This window comes from Hungatella sp. SL.1.14 (assembly GCF_024460495.1).
Classification (GTDB): domain Bacteria; phylum Bacillota; class Clostridia; order Lachnospirales; family Lachnospiraceae; genus Hungatella; species Hungatella hathewayi.
Genome location: NZ_JANFYJ010000023.1, coordinates 1 through 18,045 on the forward strand (window position 1 = coordinate 1; position 18,045 = coordinate 18,045).

The 18,045-nt window shown below is 50.4% G+C and carries 18 protein-coding genes and 1 other annotated feature; of the genes, 11 read left to right on the plus strand and 7 right to left on the minus strand.

The window, feature by feature from the left end:
• The first annotated feature begins 317 nt into the window (after positions 1-317).
• The gene (locus NE473_RS21985; protein WP_055650974.1) at positions 318-869 is read left to right on the plus strand and encodes a GNAT family N-acetyltransferase; all 552 of its coding nucleotides are present in this window, start codon (positions 318-320) and stop codon (positions 867-869) included.
• A 52-nt stretch (positions 870-921) separates the two neighbouring features.
• Here the strand turns inward: NE473_RS21985 and NE473_RS21990 are convergent, their stop codons facing one another.
• The 3 genes from NE473_RS21990 to NE473_RS22000 are packed head-to-tail and all read right to left on the minus strand — an operon-like array spanning position 922 to position 3,134.
• On the minus strand, positions 922-2,127 hold the full coding sequence (locus NE473_RS21990; protein WP_006773879.1) for a class I SAM-dependent rRNA methyltransferase: 1,206 nt from the start codon (positions 2,125-2,127) through the stop codon (positions 922-924).
• A gap of 20 nt (positions 2,128-2,147) precedes the next feature.
• The gene (locus NE473_RS21995) at positions 2,148-2,642 is read right to left on the minus strand and encodes a hypothetical protein (RefSeq protein WP_055650968.1); all 495 of its coding nucleotides are present in this window, start codon (positions 2,640-2,642) and stop codon (positions 2,148-2,150) included.
• A 51-nt stretch (positions 2,643-2,693) separates the two neighbouring features.
• A complete protein-coding gene (locus NE473_RS22000; RefSeq protein ID WP_242663966.1) occupies positions 2,694-3,134 on the minus strand; it encodes a DUF4430 domain-containing protein in 441 nt (146 codons plus the stop codon).
• Between the two features lie 576 nt (positions 3,135-3,710).
• Here NE473_RS22000 and NE473_RS22005 point away from each other — a divergent pair.
• From NE473_RS22005 to NE473_RS22025, 5 genes are all read left to right on the plus strand, one after another.
• Positions 3,711-4,328, plus strand: coding sequence for a hypothetical protein (locus NE473_RS22005; protein WP_055650967.1), 618 nt, complete (start codon positions 3,711-3,713; stop codon positions 4,326-4,328).
• A gap of 127 nt (positions 4,329-4,455) precedes the next feature.
• Complete coding sequence (gene hisH, locus NE473_RS22010; RefSeq protein ID WP_022030094.1) at positions 4,456-5,064, plus strand: imidazole glycerol phosphate synthase subunit HisH; 609 nt, start codon at positions 4,456-4,458, stop codon at positions 5,062-5,064.
• Positions 5,065-5,075: 11 nt separating this feature from the next.
• Positions 5,076-5,837, plus strand: coding sequence for an imidazole glycerol phosphate synthase subunit HisF (hisF, locus tag NE473_RS22015; RefSeq protein WP_055650966.1), 762 nt, complete (start codon positions 5,076-5,078; stop codon positions 5,835-5,837).
• A gap of 53 nt (positions 5,838-5,890) precedes the next feature.
• On the plus strand, positions 5,891-6,565 hold the full coding sequence (locus NE473_RS22020) for a uracil-DNA glycosylase (protein WP_006773885.1): 675 nt from the start codon (positions 5,891-5,893) through the stop codon (positions 6,563-6,565).
• 22 nt (positions 6,566-6,587) lie between these two features.
• Positions 6,588-7,421 (plus strand): undecaprenyl-diphosphate phosphatase, encoded by an 834-nt coding sequence (locus NE473_RS22025; RefSeq protein ID WP_006773886.1) that lies wholly within the window; start codon positions 6,588-6,590, stop codon positions 7,419-7,421.
• 83 nt (positions 7,422-7,504) lie between these two features.
• Here NE473_RS22025 and NE473_RS22030 read toward each other — a convergent pair whose 3' ends face one another.
• From NE473_RS22030 to NE473_RS22040, 3 genes are all read right to left on the minus strand, one after another.
• A complete protein-coding gene (locus NE473_RS22030) occupies positions 7,505-9,604 on the minus strand; it encodes a glycogen debranching protein (RefSeq protein ID WP_155560905.1) in 2,100 nt (699 codons plus the stop codon).
• Between the two features lie 21 nt (positions 9,605-9,625).
• A complete protein-coding gene (locus NE473_RS22035; RefSeq protein WP_006773888.1) occupies positions 9,626-9,871 on the minus strand; it encodes an HPr family phosphocarrier protein in 246 nt (81 codons plus the stop codon).
• Positions 9,872-10,282: 411 nt separating this feature from the next.
• The gene (locus NE473_RS22040) at positions 10,283-11,311 is read right to left on the minus strand and encodes a 3-deoxy-7-phosphoheptulonate synthase (RefSeq protein ID WP_022030097.1); all 1,029 of its coding nucleotides are present in this window, start codon (positions 11,309-11,311) and stop codon (positions 10,283-10,285) included.
• A gap of 188 nt (positions 11,312-11,499) precedes the next feature.
• On the opposite strand from NE473_RS22040, the gene NE473_RS22045 reads away from it, so the two are divergent.
• The 5 genes from NE473_RS22045 to tyrS all read left to right on the plus strand — a co-directional run bounded on the left by NE473_RS22045 (position 11,500) and on the right by tyrS (position 16,752).
• Positions 11,500-11,790, plus strand: a complete 291-nt coding sequence (locus tag NE473_RS22045; RefSeq protein ID WP_055650964.1) for a hypothetical protein — start codon at positions 11,500-11,502, stop codon at positions 11,788-11,790.
• Positions 11,791-11,918: 128 nt separating this feature from the next.
• Entirely contained in the window at positions 11,919-12,491 is a 573-nt protein-coding gene (locus tag NE473_RS22050; RefSeq protein WP_022030099.1) for a DUF4358 domain-containing protein, read from the plus strand.
• 2 nt (positions 12,492-12,493) lie between these two features.
• On the plus strand, positions 12,494-13,897 hold the full coding sequence (locus NE473_RS22055; RefSeq protein WP_055650963.1) for an MBOAT family O-acyltransferase: 1,404 nt from the start codon (positions 12,494-12,496) through the stop codon (positions 13,895-13,897).
• 32 nt (positions 13,898-13,929) lie between these two features.
• Positions 13,930-15,117: a DHHW family protein gene (locus NE473_RS22060; RefSeq protein ID WP_055650962.1), complete on the plus strand. Its 1,188-nt coding sequence runs from the start codon at positions 13,930-13,932 to the stop codon at positions 15,115-15,117.
• Positions 15,118-15,191: 74 nt separating this feature from the next.
• Positions 15,192-15,471, plus strand: a binding site (T-box leader).
• Positions 15,472-15,528: 57 nt separating this feature from the next.
• Positions 15,529-16,752, plus strand: coding sequence for a tyrosine--tRNA ligase (gene tyrS, locus NE473_RS22065; RefSeq protein WP_055650961.1), 1,224 nt, complete (start codon positions 15,529-15,531; stop codon positions 16,750-16,752).
• Positions 16,753-16,903: 151 nt separating this feature from the next.
• On the opposite strand, the gene NE473_RS22070 is transcribed toward tyrS, so the two are convergent.
• The gene (locus tag NE473_RS22070) at positions 16,904-17,779 is read right to left on the minus strand and encodes an N-acetylmuramoyl-L-alanine amidase family protein (protein ID WP_055650960.1); all 876 of its coding nucleotides are present in this window, start codon (positions 17,777-17,779) and stop codon (positions 16,904-16,906) included.
• Positions 17,780-18,045: the final 266 nt, after the last annotated feature.

Below are 18,045 nucleotides of genomic sequence, written 5' to 3' on the forward strand. Positions count from 1 at the left end.
AAAAGGCTCCGAAAAAGCCAGGTCTTATGGTTATAAAGCTGTATTATTATCAGATAGTAAGGCTGGCTTATACCAATACATTCTTGTGTGGATAAAGCCAGCCTTTTTCAGCAGCCTCGTCTGAGCGAATGCGAGTTTGGGCATTTCCCCTGGTTTTTAGAAAAATTCTGCACGTTTAGAACTTCTTATGCCCGAAACCGGAACAGGAAAGGCCGCATGAGCCTGCCGGGACTGACCGGGGAGCAGGAGACAACAGGGACTGGGAACAGTGACAGGCGATGAAATACAGACACGAAGAGAAGAAGGAGGAGGCTATTATGGGGAACGTTACGGGGGAAAATACAGATGATGAGATCATTCTGGAAACAAAGAGACTGATCCTGCGGCTGCTGCGGAGGTCAGATTACGGTGCACTCTGCCTGATGCTAAAAGATGAAGAGGTGATGTACGCCTATGAGCACGCGTTCGAGGACTGGGAGGCCGCCGATTGGCTGGACCGCCAGCTTATGCGCTACGAAACGTACGGTTTCGGCCTGTGGGCCGTGGTCTTAAAGGAGACGGGGGAAGTGATCGGACAGTGCGGGCTCACCATGCAGGAGGTTGGAGACAGCGAGGTGCTGGAAGTCGGGTACCTGTTCAGAAAGGAGTTCTGGCACCACGGATATGCGCTGGAAGCGGCAGCCGCATGCAGGGATTATGCGTTTGAGAAGCTGGGAGCGGAAGCGGTTTACTCCATAATCCGGGAGAACAACGGTCCATCCAGAGCGGTTGCGGAGCGAAACGGAATGACCGTTTGCGGCAGCATCATCAAGCATTATTACGGACTGGACATGCCCCACCTCCTGTATCGAATCAGCCGCGTGGAATAGGAGACGGCTTTGGTACAGAAGGCGGGGCTGCGCCCGGCAGAGCTGTTATAATTTACTTCTCGTCACACACCTGGAAGATGAAGAATTTTAAATAATAAGAGGTTTCATCTCCAGACCAGAGTATGGGATGATCCGGGGCCTGGGTCCGGTATTCGACCTGGCGGAGGCGTTTATGGACATTGGAGGCCGCCTCCCGGATGGTCTTTTCAAACAGTTCCGGAGTCATAAAGTGAGAACAGGAGCAGGTGGCTAAGTAGCCGCCATCCGTCACCAGCTTCATGCCTCGTAAATTGATCTCCCGATAGCCTTTTACCGCATTTTTTACAGAGCTTCTGGACTTGGTGAAGGCGGGAGGATCCAGGATGACGACGTCGAATTTTTCACCCTGGCGTTCCAGTTCGGGAAGCAGCTCGAAGACGTCTGCGCAGCGGAAGTGAACCGTGTCGGAAAGGCCGTTTAACGCTGCGTTTTCTTCTGCCTGGGCGACTCCCAGCTCGGAGGCATCAACGCCTAAGACGGAGGAAGCGCCGGCCAGACCGGCATTTAAAGCAAAGGAACCGGTGTGGGTGAAGCAGTCTAATACCCGTTTGCCCGGACAGAGTCTCTGGATGGCCAGTCTGTTGTATTTCTGATCCAGAAAGAAGCCGGTCTTCTGCCCGTCTTTTACATCTACCATATAATGTACGTTATTTTCTACGATTTCCACCTTCGTGTCGAAGGGATCGCCGATAAAGCCCTTGAAGCGTTCCATGCCTTCCTGCAGGCGTACTTTGGCGTCACTCCGTTCGTAGACGCCGCGTATGTGGATTCCGTCTTCCGCCAGAACCTTCTTTACCTGATCCAGAATCATGGTCTTGAACCGGTCAATGCCCAGCGCAAGTGATTCCACAACGAGAACGTCCGCAAATTTATCGATGACGATTCCGGGAAGAAAGTCAGCCTCCCCGAAAATGATGCGGCAGCTGGAGGTGTCTGTCGTCGTCTTTCTGTACTCCCACGCGGCGCGCACCCTCATTTCGATGAAGGCGTCATCGATAACGGCGTCTTTTTTTCGGGACATCATGCGGACCGTCAGACGGGAGTTGGTATTGATGAAGCCGTGGCCCAGCGGATAACCGTCAAAGTCTTCCACGAATACCATGTCCCCGTTGGTGAAATCCCCTTTTATGGTGTCGATTTCATTGTCATAAATCCACATGCCTCCGGCCTTTAGTGAGCGGCCTTCGCCTTTTTTAATCCTTACAACTGCAGATTCCATTTTAGTTCTCCTTTGATATATTAAAACTGGTTTTTCAATCTGGTTAACAGATGATAGAGCGGTTCAAACAACAGAAGTGTCACGGTAAAGTTGCTGATGCCGTGGATGATGTCGAAGGGAATTCCGGCTGTCCACCAGGCAAGGGCGGCTCCGGGACCGCCTGTAAAAAAGTAGGAAACAGCACAGAGCAGCCCGAAGAGCATGCCGAAGATTCCGGCAAGCAGTGCGGCGGAAATTGTCCGCGGTTTACCGGTCCATCGCATGAGAAACACGGCTGTACACAGGAATGCCCATACGTAGAGATAAGAAAACCACCAGAGGCCGAAGCCGTAGATCAGTCCCTCCAGAATGACGAACACGTAGAGGATGATCCAGACATGGCGGCGGAATACGAGTGTATACAGAATCATCAGGAGAGACACCAGCTCAATATTCGGAAGCCAGGAGAGACTGACCTGCAGCACCAGAAGGAGAGCGGAAAGAAACGCGTCGCGGACAAGTTCCTTTGTTTTCATGGTTTCCTCCTCACTGCGAACCTGTAAGCGGCCAAAGAAACGGCGGTTCCATCACTGGTCCGCCGGTGTATAGACAAGTTTGTAGTGTTCGCCGTCTTTAATGGGCTGCATGCTGATGCCGTAGTTGCAGGGCTCATCGTTTAGAAGCAGCGCCCAGTAGGCGCCATCCTGTGTGTAGTCCGCCCGCACTCCATTGACCGTGGTTATCATCAGACCGTATTCTTCTGTGACTGTGCCGTCCAGGGTGAGCTCCGGAATGGCGTCCGCTGCTCCTTTTAAGTACTGTGCTTCGGTGGTGACGTGATAGCTGTCTTCTTTTCCGTCTTTGTAAACCACATCGATGGTGATGGTCTTGCTTCCAACCATGGGAACCGGTTTGGAAATGTTATAGATAACCAGCAGCAGTGCGAGCACGGCAACCGCTACGCAGGCCCCCAGAAACGGGGAGGGGCGTTTCAGTCTCTTGTGTCTTTGTTTGTCTGTATTCATCATTAAAGTCTTCCTTCTGTTCATCTGAAATCTTATTCTGACTAAGTATAGCATAGGGAGGTGGGGAAACTCAAGAAAAATGAGGGAGATGTTGATTCTTTTTTGGAGGGAGGCAACGCCCCATAGCTTCCGGGCGGCGCGGGGAGTGGGAGGGACGGGGGATCGAACCGTTTCTCGTTTCTTCGGTGGCAGGTACTAGAGCAGACAGGCAGGAAAAAGGGGCGGATCGAGAAAACTCCGCCGAACTCCTGAAGGACTTCGCCTCCGTGTTCTCTTGAAAGTTGGCTTTGAGGCCAACTTTCACCACCCCTTTTTCCTGCCTGTCTGCTCAAGTTCCTGCGAACCTCAGAAAAGGAAACAGTTCGCTCCCCCGTCCCTCCCACTCCCCGCGCCGCCCGGAAGCTATGGGGCTGTGTACTGGCTGTATGAGGGAGGGGAAGAATAAAACAGGTGGCTGGTAATAAGAAAAGACTTTTCGAGTGGGAGGGCATGATGTATAATGAGGGGTAATTGGTAAGCAGGCACCAGGGCTGATGAGGCAGGGCTGGTGAGTGAGCAGGATGGGAAAGGGAGATAAGAATGAAAGAAAATCAGAATATAAGACAGGAAATCGATGAGTGTGAGAAGTTATTGATCGGTCTGGGGGAAGAGTGGAGGGCGGAGCTTGTTCCGGATCTTGATGAGGGGTATGGGAAGCTGGCGGAGTTGACGGAGGGAAAGGATTTTTTTCTGGTGACTACGGTGACGGACGCCAGGATTTTTGAGTCAGGGATCGAGGCGGCGAGGATTGTGGCGCCATGCGGAAATGAGACGTGGCGCCAGTGCTCACGCTCCTGTACGAAGGATATCTGGGAGCCGGGGGAGATTCCGGAGGATATTTGCCCCCACTGCGGCGCTCCGCTTACGGGAAATACCATTCAGGCGGAAACCTATATTGAGGAGGGATATCTGCCTCAGTGGAACCGGTATACGGCCTGGCTGGCCGGTACTCTTAATAAGAAACTGCTGATCCTGGAGCTGGGAGTGGGGTTTGGCACGCCTACGGTGATCCGGTGGCCGTTTGAGAAGACGGTATCACTGAATAAAAAGGCTCATATGTACCGGATACATGGGAAATTTGCGCAGCTTTCCTCTGAAATGGGGGAACGTGCCGTGTCTGTTCCGATGAATTCCGTGGAGTTTATAAGGACGTTATAGAGGAGTGGCCGTCTGAGACACCGGAGGAGGCGGCTGCAGCCGGAATTGGTGTAATCGGCGGTTGAATGTTGAACAATGAGGGTTCCTGTGATAGAATGTTGAAAAAAGGCGATACGAGGTGACGGCCATGATAGCGATTATTGATTACGATGCCGGAAATTTGAGAAGTGTGGAAAAGGCGCTGGATGCATTGGGAGAACAGCCGGTCATCAGCCGGGATGAAAAGACGATTCTTTCTGCGGATAAGGTGATTCTGCCTGGGGTTGGTTCGTTCGGAGACGCCATGGGGAAGCTCCGCCAATATGGACTGGTGGAGGTGATTCACCGCGTGGCAGACCAGGGGACTCCGTTTTTGGGGATTTGTCTGGGACTGCAGCTTTTATTTGAACGGAGCGGGGAGAGCGAAGGGGTCTCCGGTCTTGGAATTCTTCCAGGGGAGATTGTGAGATTTCCGGATACGCCAGGGCTTAAGGTGCCCCACATGGGCTGGAACTGTCTGGACATCCGTCCGGATGCAAAGCTTTTTAAAGGACTGGCTTCCGGGGAATATGTGTATTTTGTCCATTCATATTATTTAAAGGCGGAGAAGGAAGAGGATGTGGCGGCGTCCTCTGTTTACGGTGTCCGTTTTCACGCCTCCGTGGAGCACGGCAACGTATTTGCCTGCCAGTTCCATCCGGAAAAGAGCGGTACCACTGGATTAAAGATTTTGAAAAATTTCATTGAATTACCATAGGAGGTGGCCGGATGCTGACGAAAAGGATTATTCCATGTCTCGATGTACATAACGGACGCGTGGTGAAGGGCGTCAATTTCGTGAATTTAAAGGATGCAGGAGATCCGGTGGAGATCGCGGCCGCATACGATAAGGCCGGGGCGGATGAACTGGTTTTTCTGGACATTACGGCTTCCTCCGATAACCGGAGCACGGTGGTGGATATGGTGCGCCGCGTGGCGGAAACGGTTTTTATTCCATTTACCGTGGGCGGCGGTATCCGTACGGTTGATGATTTTAAACTGCTTCTGCGGGAGGGGGCGGATAAGATATCCATCAATTCCTCTGCCATCAATACACCGGAACTGATCTCCGAGGCTGCAGATAAATTCGGGCGCCAGTGTGTGGTCGTTGCCATCGATGCCAGAAGGCGGGAAGACGGAAGCGGATGGAATGTATACAAAAACGGCGGCCGTATCGATACGGGGCTCGATGCTGTGGAATGGGCCATGAAGGCGGACCGCATGGGCGCGGGGGAGATTCTCCTTACCAGCATGGACTGCGACGGCACAAAGGCCGGATATGACGATGAACTGAACGCAGTTATTGCAGACTCTGTATCCGTACCGGTTATCGCATCGGGCGGCGCAGGGACGACAGAGCATTTTTACAATGCCCTGACGAAGGGAAAGGCAGACGCTGCGCTGGCGGCCTCCCTGTTCCACTATAAGGAGCTGGAGATCATGGAGTTAAAACGTTTCCTGGCGGCCCGGGGACTGCCCATGAGATTATAGCGGAGGGGATCAGGCAGGTAATACAGAACAATACGAAAGGAAATTACAGCAATATGGGTGCGATCGATAATGACTGGCTGGAGCCACTGAGCGTGGAGTTTAAAAAGCCATATTACAGGGAACTTTATAAGAAGGTCAAACATGAGTACGAGACGAGAAGAGTCTTCCCGGAGGCGGATGACATCTTCAATGCGTTTCAGTTTACACCCCTTTCCAGGGTAAAGGTGGTGATTCTGGGGCAGGACCCCTACCACAACTACGGGCAGGCGCACGGCCTCTGCTTTTCTGTTAAGCCGGATGTGGAGATTCCACCGTCCCTGGTCAATATTTATCAGGAACTGCATGATGATCTGGGATGCGATATCCCCAATAACGGGTACTTAAAGAAGTGGGCGGATCAGGGGGTTATGCTTCTTAATACGGTGCTGACAGTCCGTGCTCACGCGGCTAACTCCCACCAGGGAATCGGATGGGAGACGTTTACGGACGCGGCTATTAAGATTTTAAACGAGCAGGACCGTCCCATGGTATTCTTATTATGGGGCCGGCCGGCACAGAACAAAAAGAGTATGCTGACCAATCCGAAGCATCTGATTCTGGAGGCGCCTCATCCCAGTCCGTTATCGGCGTTCCGTGGATTTTTCGGCTGCAGGCATTTCAGTAAAACCAATGAGTATTTAAAAGCCAACGGGCTGGAGCCCATAGACTGGCAGATTGAAAATATATAAGAATGGAGACGGAAAATAAAAGATGAGCATAATTGAGACATTAAAGGTAATCGTACTTGGAATTGTGGAGGGATTTACCGAATGGCTCCCCATCAGCAGTACGGGCCATATGATACTGGTAGATGAAATCATCCATTTAAAACAGCCGGAGGATTTTAAAAACATGTTTATGGTCGTGATCCAGCTGGGGGCGATTCTGGCGGTCGTGGTCATGTACTTCCATAAGCTGAATCCATTTTCTCCGACGAAGAAACCTGCGCAGAAGCGGGCTACACTGGAGTTGTGGTCCAAGATTATCCTCGCGTGTATCCCGGCGGCTGTCATAGGTCTTCTGATCGATGACATTATGGAAAAATACCTCATGAACGGCTATGTTGTTGCAGCCACTTTAATTATCTACGGCGTCCTGTTCATCGTCATAGAGAATGCGAACCGGAATCGTAATTTTGAGATGCAGCGGGTGGGGGATATTTCCTACCAGACGGCGCTTTATATCGGCCTTTTCCAGCTCCTGTCCCTGGTTCCGGGTACCTCCCGGTCCGGTTCCACGATTCTGGGCGCCATGATCCTTGGCTGCTCCAGAGGCGCTGCTGCCGAGTTTTCCTTCTTCCTGGGAATCCCCGTCATGTTTGGAGCCAGCTTCTTAAAAATTGTAAAATACGGCCTTCATTTCACCGGTCCGCAGGTCTTTTATCTGCTTCTCGGTATGGTGGTGGCGTTCATCGTATCGGTGTACGCAATCCGTTTCCTGATGGGATATATCAGAAAACACGATTTCAAATTTTTTGGTTATTACAGAATTGTCCTTGGAGTGATCGTCCTGGTTTACTTTGGGATTACGGCTTTGATTGGTTAAAAGAAGATATGCTGATATGAGACTGACAAAAATCCATAACTGCTTACATGCACAGGTTAAGCAGTTATGGATTTTTTATGCAATTAAGAAAGCTCTTTCTGGACCGCCCTCAGGATCATAACGGAGCGGGGGTGGGCCAATGCAGAATAGCGGATCACCTCCTCCCAGCCATCGACGGTCTCAGGAATACTGCCGCTGCCCCGTCCGGTATCTGCAAGGAGATTCCAGAAGAACCCTTCAGGGAGATGCGGAAGCGTGATCGTAAGCGGTTCCCAGTAGGTATTTACGGCAAGGTAGATGATATCCTCCGTTCCGTCGTCGTGTTTGCCGGCATACATGATGCCGACGTAGTGTGTATACGAGGTGGTTTCCCCTTTCCAGGCCTCGGTTCCGTGTACGCTGACCGGGGGAAAACCGGTGCTGGAAGAGAGCGTCTCCCGCCGGATCACCGGATGGGATCTGCGTATGGCGATCATGCGCCGAAAAAATTCATACAGTTCGTGATTCTTTTGTAACAGGGTCCAGTCCAGCCAGGAGATGCCGTTGTCCTGACAATAGGCGTTATTGTTGCCAAACTGGGTGTTGCCGAATTCGTCGCCGGCAAAGAACATCGGCGTTCCGCGGCTGCACATTAAGACGGCGCAGGCATTCTTTATCATTCGGAAGCGGAGCTCCAGGATGCCGGGATCGTCGGTTTCCCCCTCTGCGCCGCAGTTCCAGCTGTTGTTGTTATTGTCTCCGTCCGTGTTGTTCCAGCCATTGGCTTCATTGTGCTTCTCATTATAGCTGTACAGATCGTACAGGGTAAAGCCGTCGTGACACGTTAAGAAATTAACAGAGGAATTGAAGCCGCGCGTGGCCGGCGGATAGAGATCCGGGGAACCGGTGATTCTGCTGACGGCAGCCGCAGCCATGTTGTCGTCGCCCTTAAGGAAACGGCGCATGTCGTCCCGGTATTTGCCGTTCCACTCTGCCCAGCGGTTCCAGGACGAGAAGGAACCCACCTGGTATAGGCCTCCCGCATCCCAGGCCTCGGCGATCAGCTTGGCGCTGGAGAGTACCGGATCGTAGGAAAGGGATTCCAGGAGCGGCGGCTTGTGAAGGGGCGTGCCATCCTCGCTTCGGCCGAGGATAGAGGCCAGATCAAAGCGGAAGCCGTCCACGTGGTAATGGATGGTCCAGTACCGGAGACAGTCCAGAATCATCTGCTGCACAATCGGATGGTTGCAGTTTAAGGTGTTGCCGCAGCCGCTGAAATTATAGTAGAAGCCGTCGGGAGTGAGCATATAGTAAATCTGATTGTCAAAGCCCTTGAATGAGAAGAAGCCGCCCTTTTCGTTGCCTTCTGCCGTGTGGTTGAAGACGACATCCAGATAGACCTCCATGCCGCGTTCCTTTATGGTGCGGATCAGCGTTTTCAGTTCCCGGCCTTCGTGGTTATGCTCGCTTTTTGAGGCGTAGCTGGTGTTGGGGGCAAAGAAACTGACGGGATTGTAGCCCCAGTAATCCAGCAGCATGTTCCCGTTTACGCTGCGTTCGTTGCGCATTTCGTCGAATTCAAAGACGGGCATCAGCTCGATGGCATTGATGCCTAAGTCCTCCAGATAGGGAAGCTTTTCGATAATTCCCTGGAAGGTGCCGGGAGCCGAGACGCCGGAAGAGGCATCCCTGGTGAACCCTCTGACATGGAGCTCATAAATAACTAAATCCTCCATGGGGATTGGAGGATGGCAGCAGTCGTCCCAGTCGAAATTATCTGAGACTACCCTCGCTTTATACTGAAAGCCGCTTTCCGGCTTAGAGCCCCATGTGCCCTGGCCGGTAACGGCTTTCGCATAAATGTCCAGAAGGTATTTTGTTTTGTCGAAGATAAGCCCTTTCTTTGGATCATACGGCCCATCAATGCTGAACGCATATTCTAAATCCCGGGTATCCAGATCAAATACTATGATGGAGTAGACATTCCCGATCCGGTAACGGTCCGGGATGGGGATTCTTGCATACGGTTCGCGTTCGTTATGGTGAAACAATAAAAGCTCGCAGGATGTCGCTTCCTGTGAATGAAGAGTAAAGCTGACTCCTCTAGGTATCAGACGCGCTCCAAATTCTTCGTACAATCCGGGTCTTACGGAAAAACCGGATATGGTGTCAAGTGGTCTGAAATTATCGGTGTACAGTGGCATATGAGTGTCCTTTCTGACAGATTATGGTTGAAACAACATCTCAATCCGTCCTTCGGCGGCTTTTTCATCCTTGCCGTCAAAGTAAAATAGTAAATTTCTGTTCCGCGTTACCAGTCCTTTCTTCATCTCATCATAGTTTTTTACATTTACTTTCGACTTGCCATTATCGATATAGATGTCGCAGTCAAAACAATTGGCCGCCGTAATTAAAACAGCTATGGGGATGGGGGTATAACGCTGATAAATGTCAACTTGTTTCGTTCGCATATCCCAGCCTCCTTTTTATGGCGGGCGGATAATCCGTACGTCGGGTGACAAAACATTAAGATACTCTTCCAGGAAATGGTTAGTGAACTGTGAAATATAGATAAATCATTCTATCTATATTCTACCATATATTTTAATGCGATACAAGACTAAAGCAGAAAAATAAACAGTTTAATGATGAAATTTTTGTAAAATATGTGTAAAAACAAGGGGGAGTCTTAATGTGTCCCGTAAAGCCGGTGATATGCGGAGACCTATCAGACAACAGAGCGGCAGACTTCCTGTAAAAGTGGCGGATCATACAAATATTGTATGACCGGTACGGATGAAAATTGATACGATGCGAAAGATAAGATAATAAAAACTGCCGCCCGCATGAAAAAAATCATGCGGGCGGCAGTTTTCTCTTTTTTATGCGTTTTCTGCAATCTCATAAAGCAGCCGCTCGGAATCCTCCCATCCGAGACAGGGATCGGTGATAGACTTTCCGTAGCAGTGTTCGCCCACCTTCTGGCTGCCGGGTTCGATGTAGCTCTCGATCATCAGGCCCTTGACCAGATCTTTGATAGGAGCCGCGTGTCTTCTGCTGTGAAGAACCTCTTTGGCAATGCGGATCTGTTCCATGTATTTCTTATTGGAATTGGAGTGGTTGGTATCCACGATACAGGCCGGATTGTCCAGGCTGCGTTTGGCGTAAAGCTCCTGAAGCAGAACCAGATCTTCAAAATGGTAGTTCGGAATGCACTGGCCGTGCTTGTTGACCGCGCCGCGGAGAATGGTATGAGCCAGCGGATTGCCGCCGCTCTTTACCTCCCAGCCACGGTATGTAAAATCATGGCCCTGCTGTGCCGCAACGACGGAGTTCAGCATAACGGATAAGTCGCCGCTGGTCGGGTTCTTCATACCGACAGCCACGTCACAGCCGCTGGCGGTCAGACGGTGCTGCTGGTTCTCGACGGAACGGGCTCCGATGGCTACGTAGGACATGATATCGTCCAGATAGGTCATGTTTTCCGGATAGAGCATTTCATCGGCTGTGGGGAAGCCTGTCTCGGCAAATACACGCATGTGCATCTTGCGGATCGCGATGAGCCCCTCGTGCATATCCGGTTTCTTTTCCGGGTCCGGCTGATGAAGCATTCCCTTGTAGCCCTCGCCGGTGGTACGCGGCTTGTTGGTGTAAACACGCGGAATGATAATGAGGCGGTCCGCGGTCTTCTCCTGTACCTTAATTAAGCGTTCTGCATAGTCGCATACAGAATCCTCATTGTCCGCGGAGCAAGGACCTATGATCACGAGAAATTTATCACTTTTGCCGGTCAGGACATCGCTGACTTCCTGATCTCTCTTTGCTTTCCGTTCTTTTAATTCAGCGGGAAGAGGGAAGCGCTCTTTGATCTCATCCGGGGTCGGAAGGTTGTTAACATATTGAAATCCCATGGTATCCTCCTGAAGATTAGATTCTTCTCTTTTGTTGTTGCCCATTATATACCAGAATATCGGAAAAATCTACACCTGACCGAAATTTTAGGAAATGTGTTCAAACATGGGAATCCGGGTGTTCCTTTTTTTACAAAAATAGTGTATGATATGAGAAAATATTTGAGAAAAGGAAATGGTGTGAGAGTATGGAACGATTCTGGACCTGGGGCGGCAAATATGTGGGAGTCAGACAGAAGGAGTATCTGGTGGCCTGTGACGGCACGGTGCTGGGGAAGTTTTTCGGCAGAGATATTTATGATCAGGATGGATATTATGTGGGTGAACTGGGGAGAAACGACCGGCTGATCAGGAACAGGACGAAGTCAGCCACGCGCAGGCCCGCGTTCAGCAGAAGTGTGAAGGGCACGATCCAGGCTCCCCTGCGGGACTGTGCACCTTATCCGTTAATCTATGGATTTGACGATTTTGAATGGTAACGCATCTGACACAGGACGCCGGGTTCGTAAGAGATCTGTCAGTATTTTGTAGGAGATATGCTATAGATAAATTACTGTTTTTATATTATAATGAATCCGCATAAGCAGAACAGAAAAAGGAGAAAATTATGAGAAAATCAGTATATGTAACTGCAATGGTTCTGACAGCCATAAGTCTTACAGCCTGCGGAGGCGGAAAGGGCCCGGATAACGGCAGTTCTGGAACCGTGGCTGAGAGCACACAGGCGGTAACGGTGGATTTAGAGAAGGTACACCAGGCTGTAAAAGAGGCATATGGAGAAAACTATATTCCGAGCGCGCCTTATGACGCCCAGGCATTAAACGATATATTCGGAGTTCCGGAGGATTTATACGAGGAATTCATCGCGGAAGGACCGATGATCAGTGTTCATGTGGACACCTTTGCCGCCATTAAGGCGAAGGAGGGAAAGGGCGAGGAGGTAGCGAAGCTTCTTGAGGCTTACCGCACCCGTCTCGTGGAAGATTCCGTGCAGTATCCTATGAACATCAGCAAGGTGGAGGCTTCCGAAGTCGTACGCCACGGAGATTACGTCTTCTTTGTGATGCTGGGGACTGCTTCAGACGAAGCGCAGGCCGAGGGCGAAGAGGCGGCCCTTCAATCTGCACAGGAAGAAAACAAGAAGGCTGTCGATGCAATTAACGCATTTTTTGAGGGGTAAACATGGTATTTTCCAGCCTGTTATTCTTATTCCGGTTTCTGCCGGTTCTGTTGATTGTGTATTTTGTCGCTCCCAGGAGGTACCGCAATGGGGTTCTGTTCCTTGGGAGCCTCATTTTTTATGGCTGGGGAGAACCGGTGTATATCTCTTTGCTGCTGTTTTCCACTCTGGTCGATTACATCCATGGGCGGCTGGTATGGCGTTTTATGGAGGAGGGAAAACAGCAGCGGGCCAGGCTCTGTGTGGCCTCCTCCGTCATCATCAATCTGGGACTTTTAGGAGTTTTTAAATACGCGGATTTCCTGATGGAGACCGTGGGGCGGCTTTTAGGGATCCCGCTTCCCCTGCCGGGGCTGGCGCTTCCGATCGGTATTTCCTTTTATACGTTTCAGACCATGTCGTATACCATCGATATTTACCGGAAAGAGGCCGCTCCACAGAAGAATATCATTGATTTCGGAGCCTATGTCTCCATGTTTCCCCAGCTGATCGCCGGGCCGATCGTGCGGTATCACACCATTGCAGAGGAACTGCGGGAGCGGACTGAGAACTTCGCCGGATTTTCCAGGGGAGTGTTTCTGTTTACCGTGGGTCTGGGCAAGAAGGTGCTGATTGCCAATACCACGGGGGCTCTGTGGACACAGATTTCGGGCGTTCCGGATGCCGAGCGTACCGTTTTGATGATGTGGCTGGGGATTCTGGCGTTTGGCATGCAGATTTACTTTGATTTTTCCGGCTATTCGGATATGGCCATGGGACTGGGAGCGATGATGGGCTTTCATTTTCCGGAGAATTTCCGTTATCCCTACACAGCGAAAAGCATCACGGATTTCTGGCGCAGGTGGCATATTACCTTAAGCACATGGTTTAAGGAATACGTGTACATTCCGTTGGGCGGCAACCGGAAGGGCGCGGCGGTGCAGATACGGAACATTCTGATCGTCTGGCTGCTTACGGGAATCTGGCACGGAGCGGCGTGGAATTATCTCCTTTGGGGGCTTTACTTCGGCGTGCTTCTGCTGCTTGAGAAGCTGCTGTTAAAACCGTATCTGGAGAAACTGCCCTCCCCGGTCAGAAGCGCATACGCCATGATTTTTGTTTTTCTCGGATGGGTCCTGTTCGCGCATGAAGATATGGGCGGTGGGCTTCGGTATCTGATGCAGATGGCCGGTGCCGGAGGCATTGCCTTTACAAGCCGGAGAACGTGGTATTTGCTGGTGACCAGTCTGCCTCTTATCGCGGCGTCTGTTCTGGGCTCCACACCGCTGCCGGGCACTCTGTGCAGGAAGATGAAGGGACGGGTGAGGGAGACGGCGGAGCTTCTGTTTGTAGCTGTTGTTCTCGTGCTGTCTGTGGCATTTCTGGTAGATGCCAGCTATAATCCGTTCCTGTATTTCAGGTTTTAGAAGAAGGCGAAAGGCTGGTAATAAGGAGAACTATGGAGAAAGAAAAACACAGTGGCAGAGGCAGAGGAGTGACATTCCTGTTTCTGGGCTTTTTGGGAGTGCTGTCGCTGTTGAGTATCGTCACACCGCAGAAGGCTTTTTCCGATTCGGAGAACCGGTATTTGCAGAAAAAACCGGAATTTTCGGTGAAATCCCTGCTGAATGGAAGCTATGGAGAGAAGTACGAGCAGTACTTGAGCGATCAGTTCCCGGGTAGAAACGTCTGGATCGGAATGAAGGTCACGACAGAACGTCTTGCCCTGCAGGAAGATGTAAACGGCGTGTATTTCGGAAAAGACGGATATCTGATTGAGAAGTTTGACACAGAGGACCTGGAAGGGGAGCAGCTGAATAAAAATATCGGAAAGCTGGCCGCATTTACGGGGGCCGCAGAGAAATCTCTGGGGAAGGATCATGTCAGGGTGATGCTGGTACCGTCTGCGTCTCAGATCATCACAGAACGCCTGCCGTTTCTCGCTGCACCCTACGATCAGGGCCGGGTGACCGGGATGCTGTGCAGAAGCTTAAAGGAAGCGGGAGGTTCCCGGGAGACGGTGCTTCCGGCAGAAGAATATTTAAAACGGTATCGGGAAGAAGCGCTGTATTACCGTACGGACCATCACTGGACAGCCAGAGGAGCATATCTGGGATACCGGCTGTGGGCGGAGTCCGTGGGGCTTACTCCGTGGACGGAAGAGCTGTTTGATATTCAGACGGTAAACAGCGAGTTTCACGGGACGGTATATTCTAAACTCAATGTTCCGTGGCGGTACGACACCATTGAAGTGTGGCAGCCGAAGGAAGAAAAGGATTACCGGGTATCCTTCGATGGCGAGCCGAAAGAATACGATTCCCTTTACTTTCCCGGTGCGTTGGAGGGGAAGGACAAATACGCCGTGTACCTCGACGGCAATCATGCCATAACCAAAATCGAAAACAGGAGTATCACGGGAGATCAGAAGGAGAAGAAACTGCTCATGATCAAAGACTCCTATGCCCACAGCTTCGCGGTGTTTGCCGCCAATCATTTCGGAACCGTTTATATGGCGGATCTGCGGTATCTGAACCTGAATTTGAAGGAGTGGATGGAGGAACAGGAGATTACGGACGTTCTGGTGCTGTATCAGATTCCGGGATTCGCAAAAGAGAAATCGGTGTCAAAGCTGGTTTATGACAGATAGCGGGCCGGAAATAAAATTAGGCTCTTGACAAATAAATCGAAACCTCATATACTAATCAATAACTTCATAAGTTTAAACAGGCGTTGATAAGAACAAGTAATAATACGCAAAAGCACACAGAAAGCAGCCGGCCGATGAGAGGCGCGTGGAAAGCGGATTATGAATACATCTTTGAGCTTCACACTGAAAGCCGATGGAAAAAGGACTTAAGGTCCTGTGGACCGGTGAGTAGACTGTGACGGATTCCTGCACACGTTATCGTGCTAGAGTATAAGAATCGTACTTGAAAAGGTAAACGGCGTGAGCCGTTTATAAATTAAGGTGGTAACACGGGATTACAGTCTCGTCCTTTGAACAGGATGGGACTTTTTTTGTATCACAAAATAATTACAGGAAAAGGAGAAAACAATTATGACAGCATACGAAGAACTGAAAGCCCGCGGCCTCATTGCCCAGGTGACGAATGAAGAAGAGATCAGTAAAATGATCAATGAAGGGAAAGCTGTATTCTATATCGGCTTTGATCCAACCGCGGACAGCCTTCACGTAGGACATTTTATGGCGCTTTGCCTGATGAAGCGTTTACAGGAGGCTGGAAATAAACCGATCGCGCTGATCGGAGGCGGTACCGGAATGATCGGCGATCCGTCAGGGCGCAGTGATTTACGCCAGATGATGACTGTGGAGACGATTCAGCACAACTGTGACTGTTTCAAGAAGCAGATGAGCCGTTTTATCGATTTTTCTGAAGGAAAGGCCATGATGGTCAACAATGCAGACTGGCTGCTGGATTTGAACTACGTCGATTTTCTGCGTGAGGTAGGAACACATTTCTCCGTCAACAACATGCTGAGGGCGGAGTGCTATAAGCAGCGTATGGAGAAAGGCTTAAGCTTCCTGGAGTTCAACTACATGATCATGCAGAGCTACGATTTCTATGAGCTGTTTAAGCGTTACGGCTGTAATATGCAGTTCGGCGGCGACGATCAGTGGAGCAACATGCTGGGCGGCACAGAGCTGATCCGCCGGAAACTGGGAAAAGATGCCCACGCCATGACCATCACCCTGCTTCTCAACTCCGAGGGCAAGAAGATGGGCAAGACGCAGTCCGGTGCAGTATGGCTCGATCCAAACAAGACCACGCCGTTTGACTTCTATCAGTACTGGAGAAATGTAGGAGACGCAGATGTCTTAAAATGTCTCCGCATGCTGACCTTCCTGCCGATTGAGCAGATCAATGAGATGGATCAGTGGGAGGGAAGCCAGTTAAATCAGGCAAAGGAAATCCTGGCTTACGAGCTGACAAAACTGGTTCACGGCGAGGAAGAGGCGGAAAAATCTCAGAAGAGCGCCCGTGAGCTGTTTACCGGCGGGAATGCGGCTGATATGCCAACCTGTGAACTGACGGATGAGGCTTTCAGAGACGGAACCATCGATATTCTGGATATTCTTCATAAATCCGGCCTTGCCGGTTCCCGTTCCGAGGCGAGACGCAATGTGGAACAGGGCGGCGTATCTGTTGACGGCAATGCAGTCAATGATGTGAAGGCTGTATTTACAAAAGAGAGTCTGCAGGGAGAAGGCGTCGTAGTGAAGCGCGGTAAAAAGAAATTTGTGAAGGTAATTGCAAAATAGAACCGGGAAATGGGACGCTTTATGGAGCTGCAGCTCCATAAGAATCTGTAAGGTATGTAAGATACAGAGGGAAGCGGTAAATGCTTGTGGCGTTTACCGCTTCCCTCTGTTTTCCGGTTTTCAGCTGTCTGTGCTGAGTGGTACGTATATCTTAATGAAGAACGCCGTCTGCATCCGGGGTGAAGGTCTTCGCCCTGGTCAGCATTTTTCCGTTTTCCTGTAAGTAGTAGGTTTTTCCGTCAAGCGTGAGGAAACCTGTCTGCATGACGCCGGTTTCCGGATTTAAGTAATACCAGTCGCCGCTGTCGTTTAACCAGCCTTTGTGGAGGCTTCCGGTACTGTCATAGTAATACCAGCTTCCGTCCCTGGAAGACCAGCCGCGAGGTAACAGCACGTCACCTGTGCCGTCTGTACCGGCTGAGCCGGCAAAGGCTACGATTTTATATGCAGTATTGGAACCGGACTGTGTCCAGACGAGACATTTCCTGCCTTTTACCAGGTCCTGCAGGGTGACGATATTTCTCGTGAGATAAGGGAGAATCTGTGTGTCGGACTGAACGGTATAGGTCGTTTGGTTATCCGCCTTGATGGTACCGGAAACGCCGTCGCCGGCAACCGTTAACGCATCGACTGTAATATAGTCCGGGACTTTGAAGTCGGCCGGGATGCTGCAGAGAATCATCTCTCCATGGGACATCGGCGGAAGACTTAACGTCATGGCCGGACTGATATAGGCGTAAATGGTTTCACCGCTTGTCAGTGCATCAAGTGAGACGGGATATCCGTTTACTGCGTCCAAAATTCTGGTTTCTTCTGATACATTGATGATAAACTCCTGTCCTGCAAAATCTCCGTCCTGGCGGGTAATGGACAGTCGGCCGTTGCTGGTCTGATTTACCGTTCCATAGATCCTGACGGAAGAAGGAGCCGTACCTGTATCCGCCTTTGATCGGAACGCAAATCCAGAGGCGAAGACGGCTGTGACGCATAAAAGTGAGAGAAGCAGACTTCCGGTTAATTTTTTCATTGAAGACCTCCATTAAATTCGTTGTGTTTTTCGATTGCTGCCAATTAGATTATAGCAGGTTGGAAGAAAAATGAAAATTAAGAAAGGTTTACAAATACTTACAATGATAAAGGGGAAATGGAATGGTAAAAAAATCAAAGATTTTGCGATCGCAATCTTGTAATAAACTATATCTTGTGGTATTATCATTTGGTGAGCATTGATAACAGTTATTAATACTGATTGTTGAAAAAACGAAATAAAATGATAAAACTTTGGAGAATGGC

Coding starts and splice junctions, on each gene's coding strand:
- NE473_RS21985 (WP_055650974.1), top strand. CDS start 318: ATGGGGAACGTTACGGGGGAAAATACAGATGATGAGATCATTCTGGAA.
- NE473_RS21990 (WP_006773879.1), bottom strand. CDS start 2,127: ATGGAATCTGCAGTTGTAAGGATTAAAAAAGGCGAAGGCCGCTCACTA.
- NE473_RS21995 (WP_055650968.1), bottom strand. CDS start 2,642: ATGAAAACAAAGGAACTTGTCCGCGACGCGTTTCTTTCCGCTCTCCTT.
- NE473_RS22000 (WP_242663966.1), bottom strand. CDS start 3,134: ATGATGAATACAGACAAACAAAGACACAAGAGACTGAAACGCCCCTCC.
- NE473_RS22005 (WP_055650967.1), top strand. CDS start 3,711: ATGAAAGAAAATCAGAATATAAGACAGGAAATCGATGAGTGTGAGAAG.
- hisH (WP_022030094.1), top strand. CDS start 4,456: ATGATAGCGATTATTGATTACGATGCCGGAAATTTGAGAAGTGTGGAA.
- hisF (WP_055650966.1), top strand. CDS start 5,076: ATGCTGACGAAAAGGATTATTCCATGTCTCGATGTACATAACGGACGC.
- NE473_RS22020 (WP_006773885.1), top strand. CDS start 5,891: ATGGGTGCGATCGATAATGACTGGCTGGAGCCACTGAGCGTGGAGTTT.
- NE473_RS22025 (WP_006773886.1), top strand. CDS start 6,588: ATGAGCATAATTGAGACATTAAAGGTAATCGTACTTGGAATTGTGGAG.
- NE473_RS22030 (WP_155560905.1), bottom strand. CDS start 9,604: ATGCCACTGTACACCGATAATTTCAGACCACTTGACACCATATCCGGT.
- NE473_RS22035 (WP_006773888.1), bottom strand. CDS start 9,871: ATGCGAACGAAACAAGTTGACATTTATCAGCGTTATACCCCCATCCCC.
- NE473_RS22040 (WP_022030097.1), bottom strand. CDS start 11,311: ATGGGATTTCAATATGTTAACAACCTTCCGACCCCGGATGAGATCAAA.
- NE473_RS22045 (WP_055650964.1), top strand. CDS start 11,500: ATGGAACGATTCTGGACCTGGGGCGGCAAATATGTGGGAGTCAGACAG.
- NE473_RS22050 (WP_022030099.1), top strand. CDS start 11,919: ATGAGAAAATCAGTATATGTAACTGCAATGGTTCTGACAGCCATAAGT.
- NE473_RS22055 (WP_055650963.1), top strand. CDS start 12,494: ATGGTATTTTCCAGCCTGTTATTCTTATTCCGGTTTCTGCCGGTTCTG.
- NE473_RS22060 (WP_055650962.1), top strand. CDS start 13,930: ATGGAGAAAGAAAAACACAGTGGCAGAGGCAGAGGAGTGACATTCCTG.
- tyrS (WP_055650961.1), top strand. CDS start 15,529: ATGACAGCATACGAAGAACTGAAAGCCCGCGGCCTCATTGCCCAGGTG.
- NE473_RS22070 (WP_055650960.1), bottom strand. CDS start 17,779: ATGAAAAAATTAACCGGAAGTCTGCTTCTCTCACTTTTATGCGTCACA.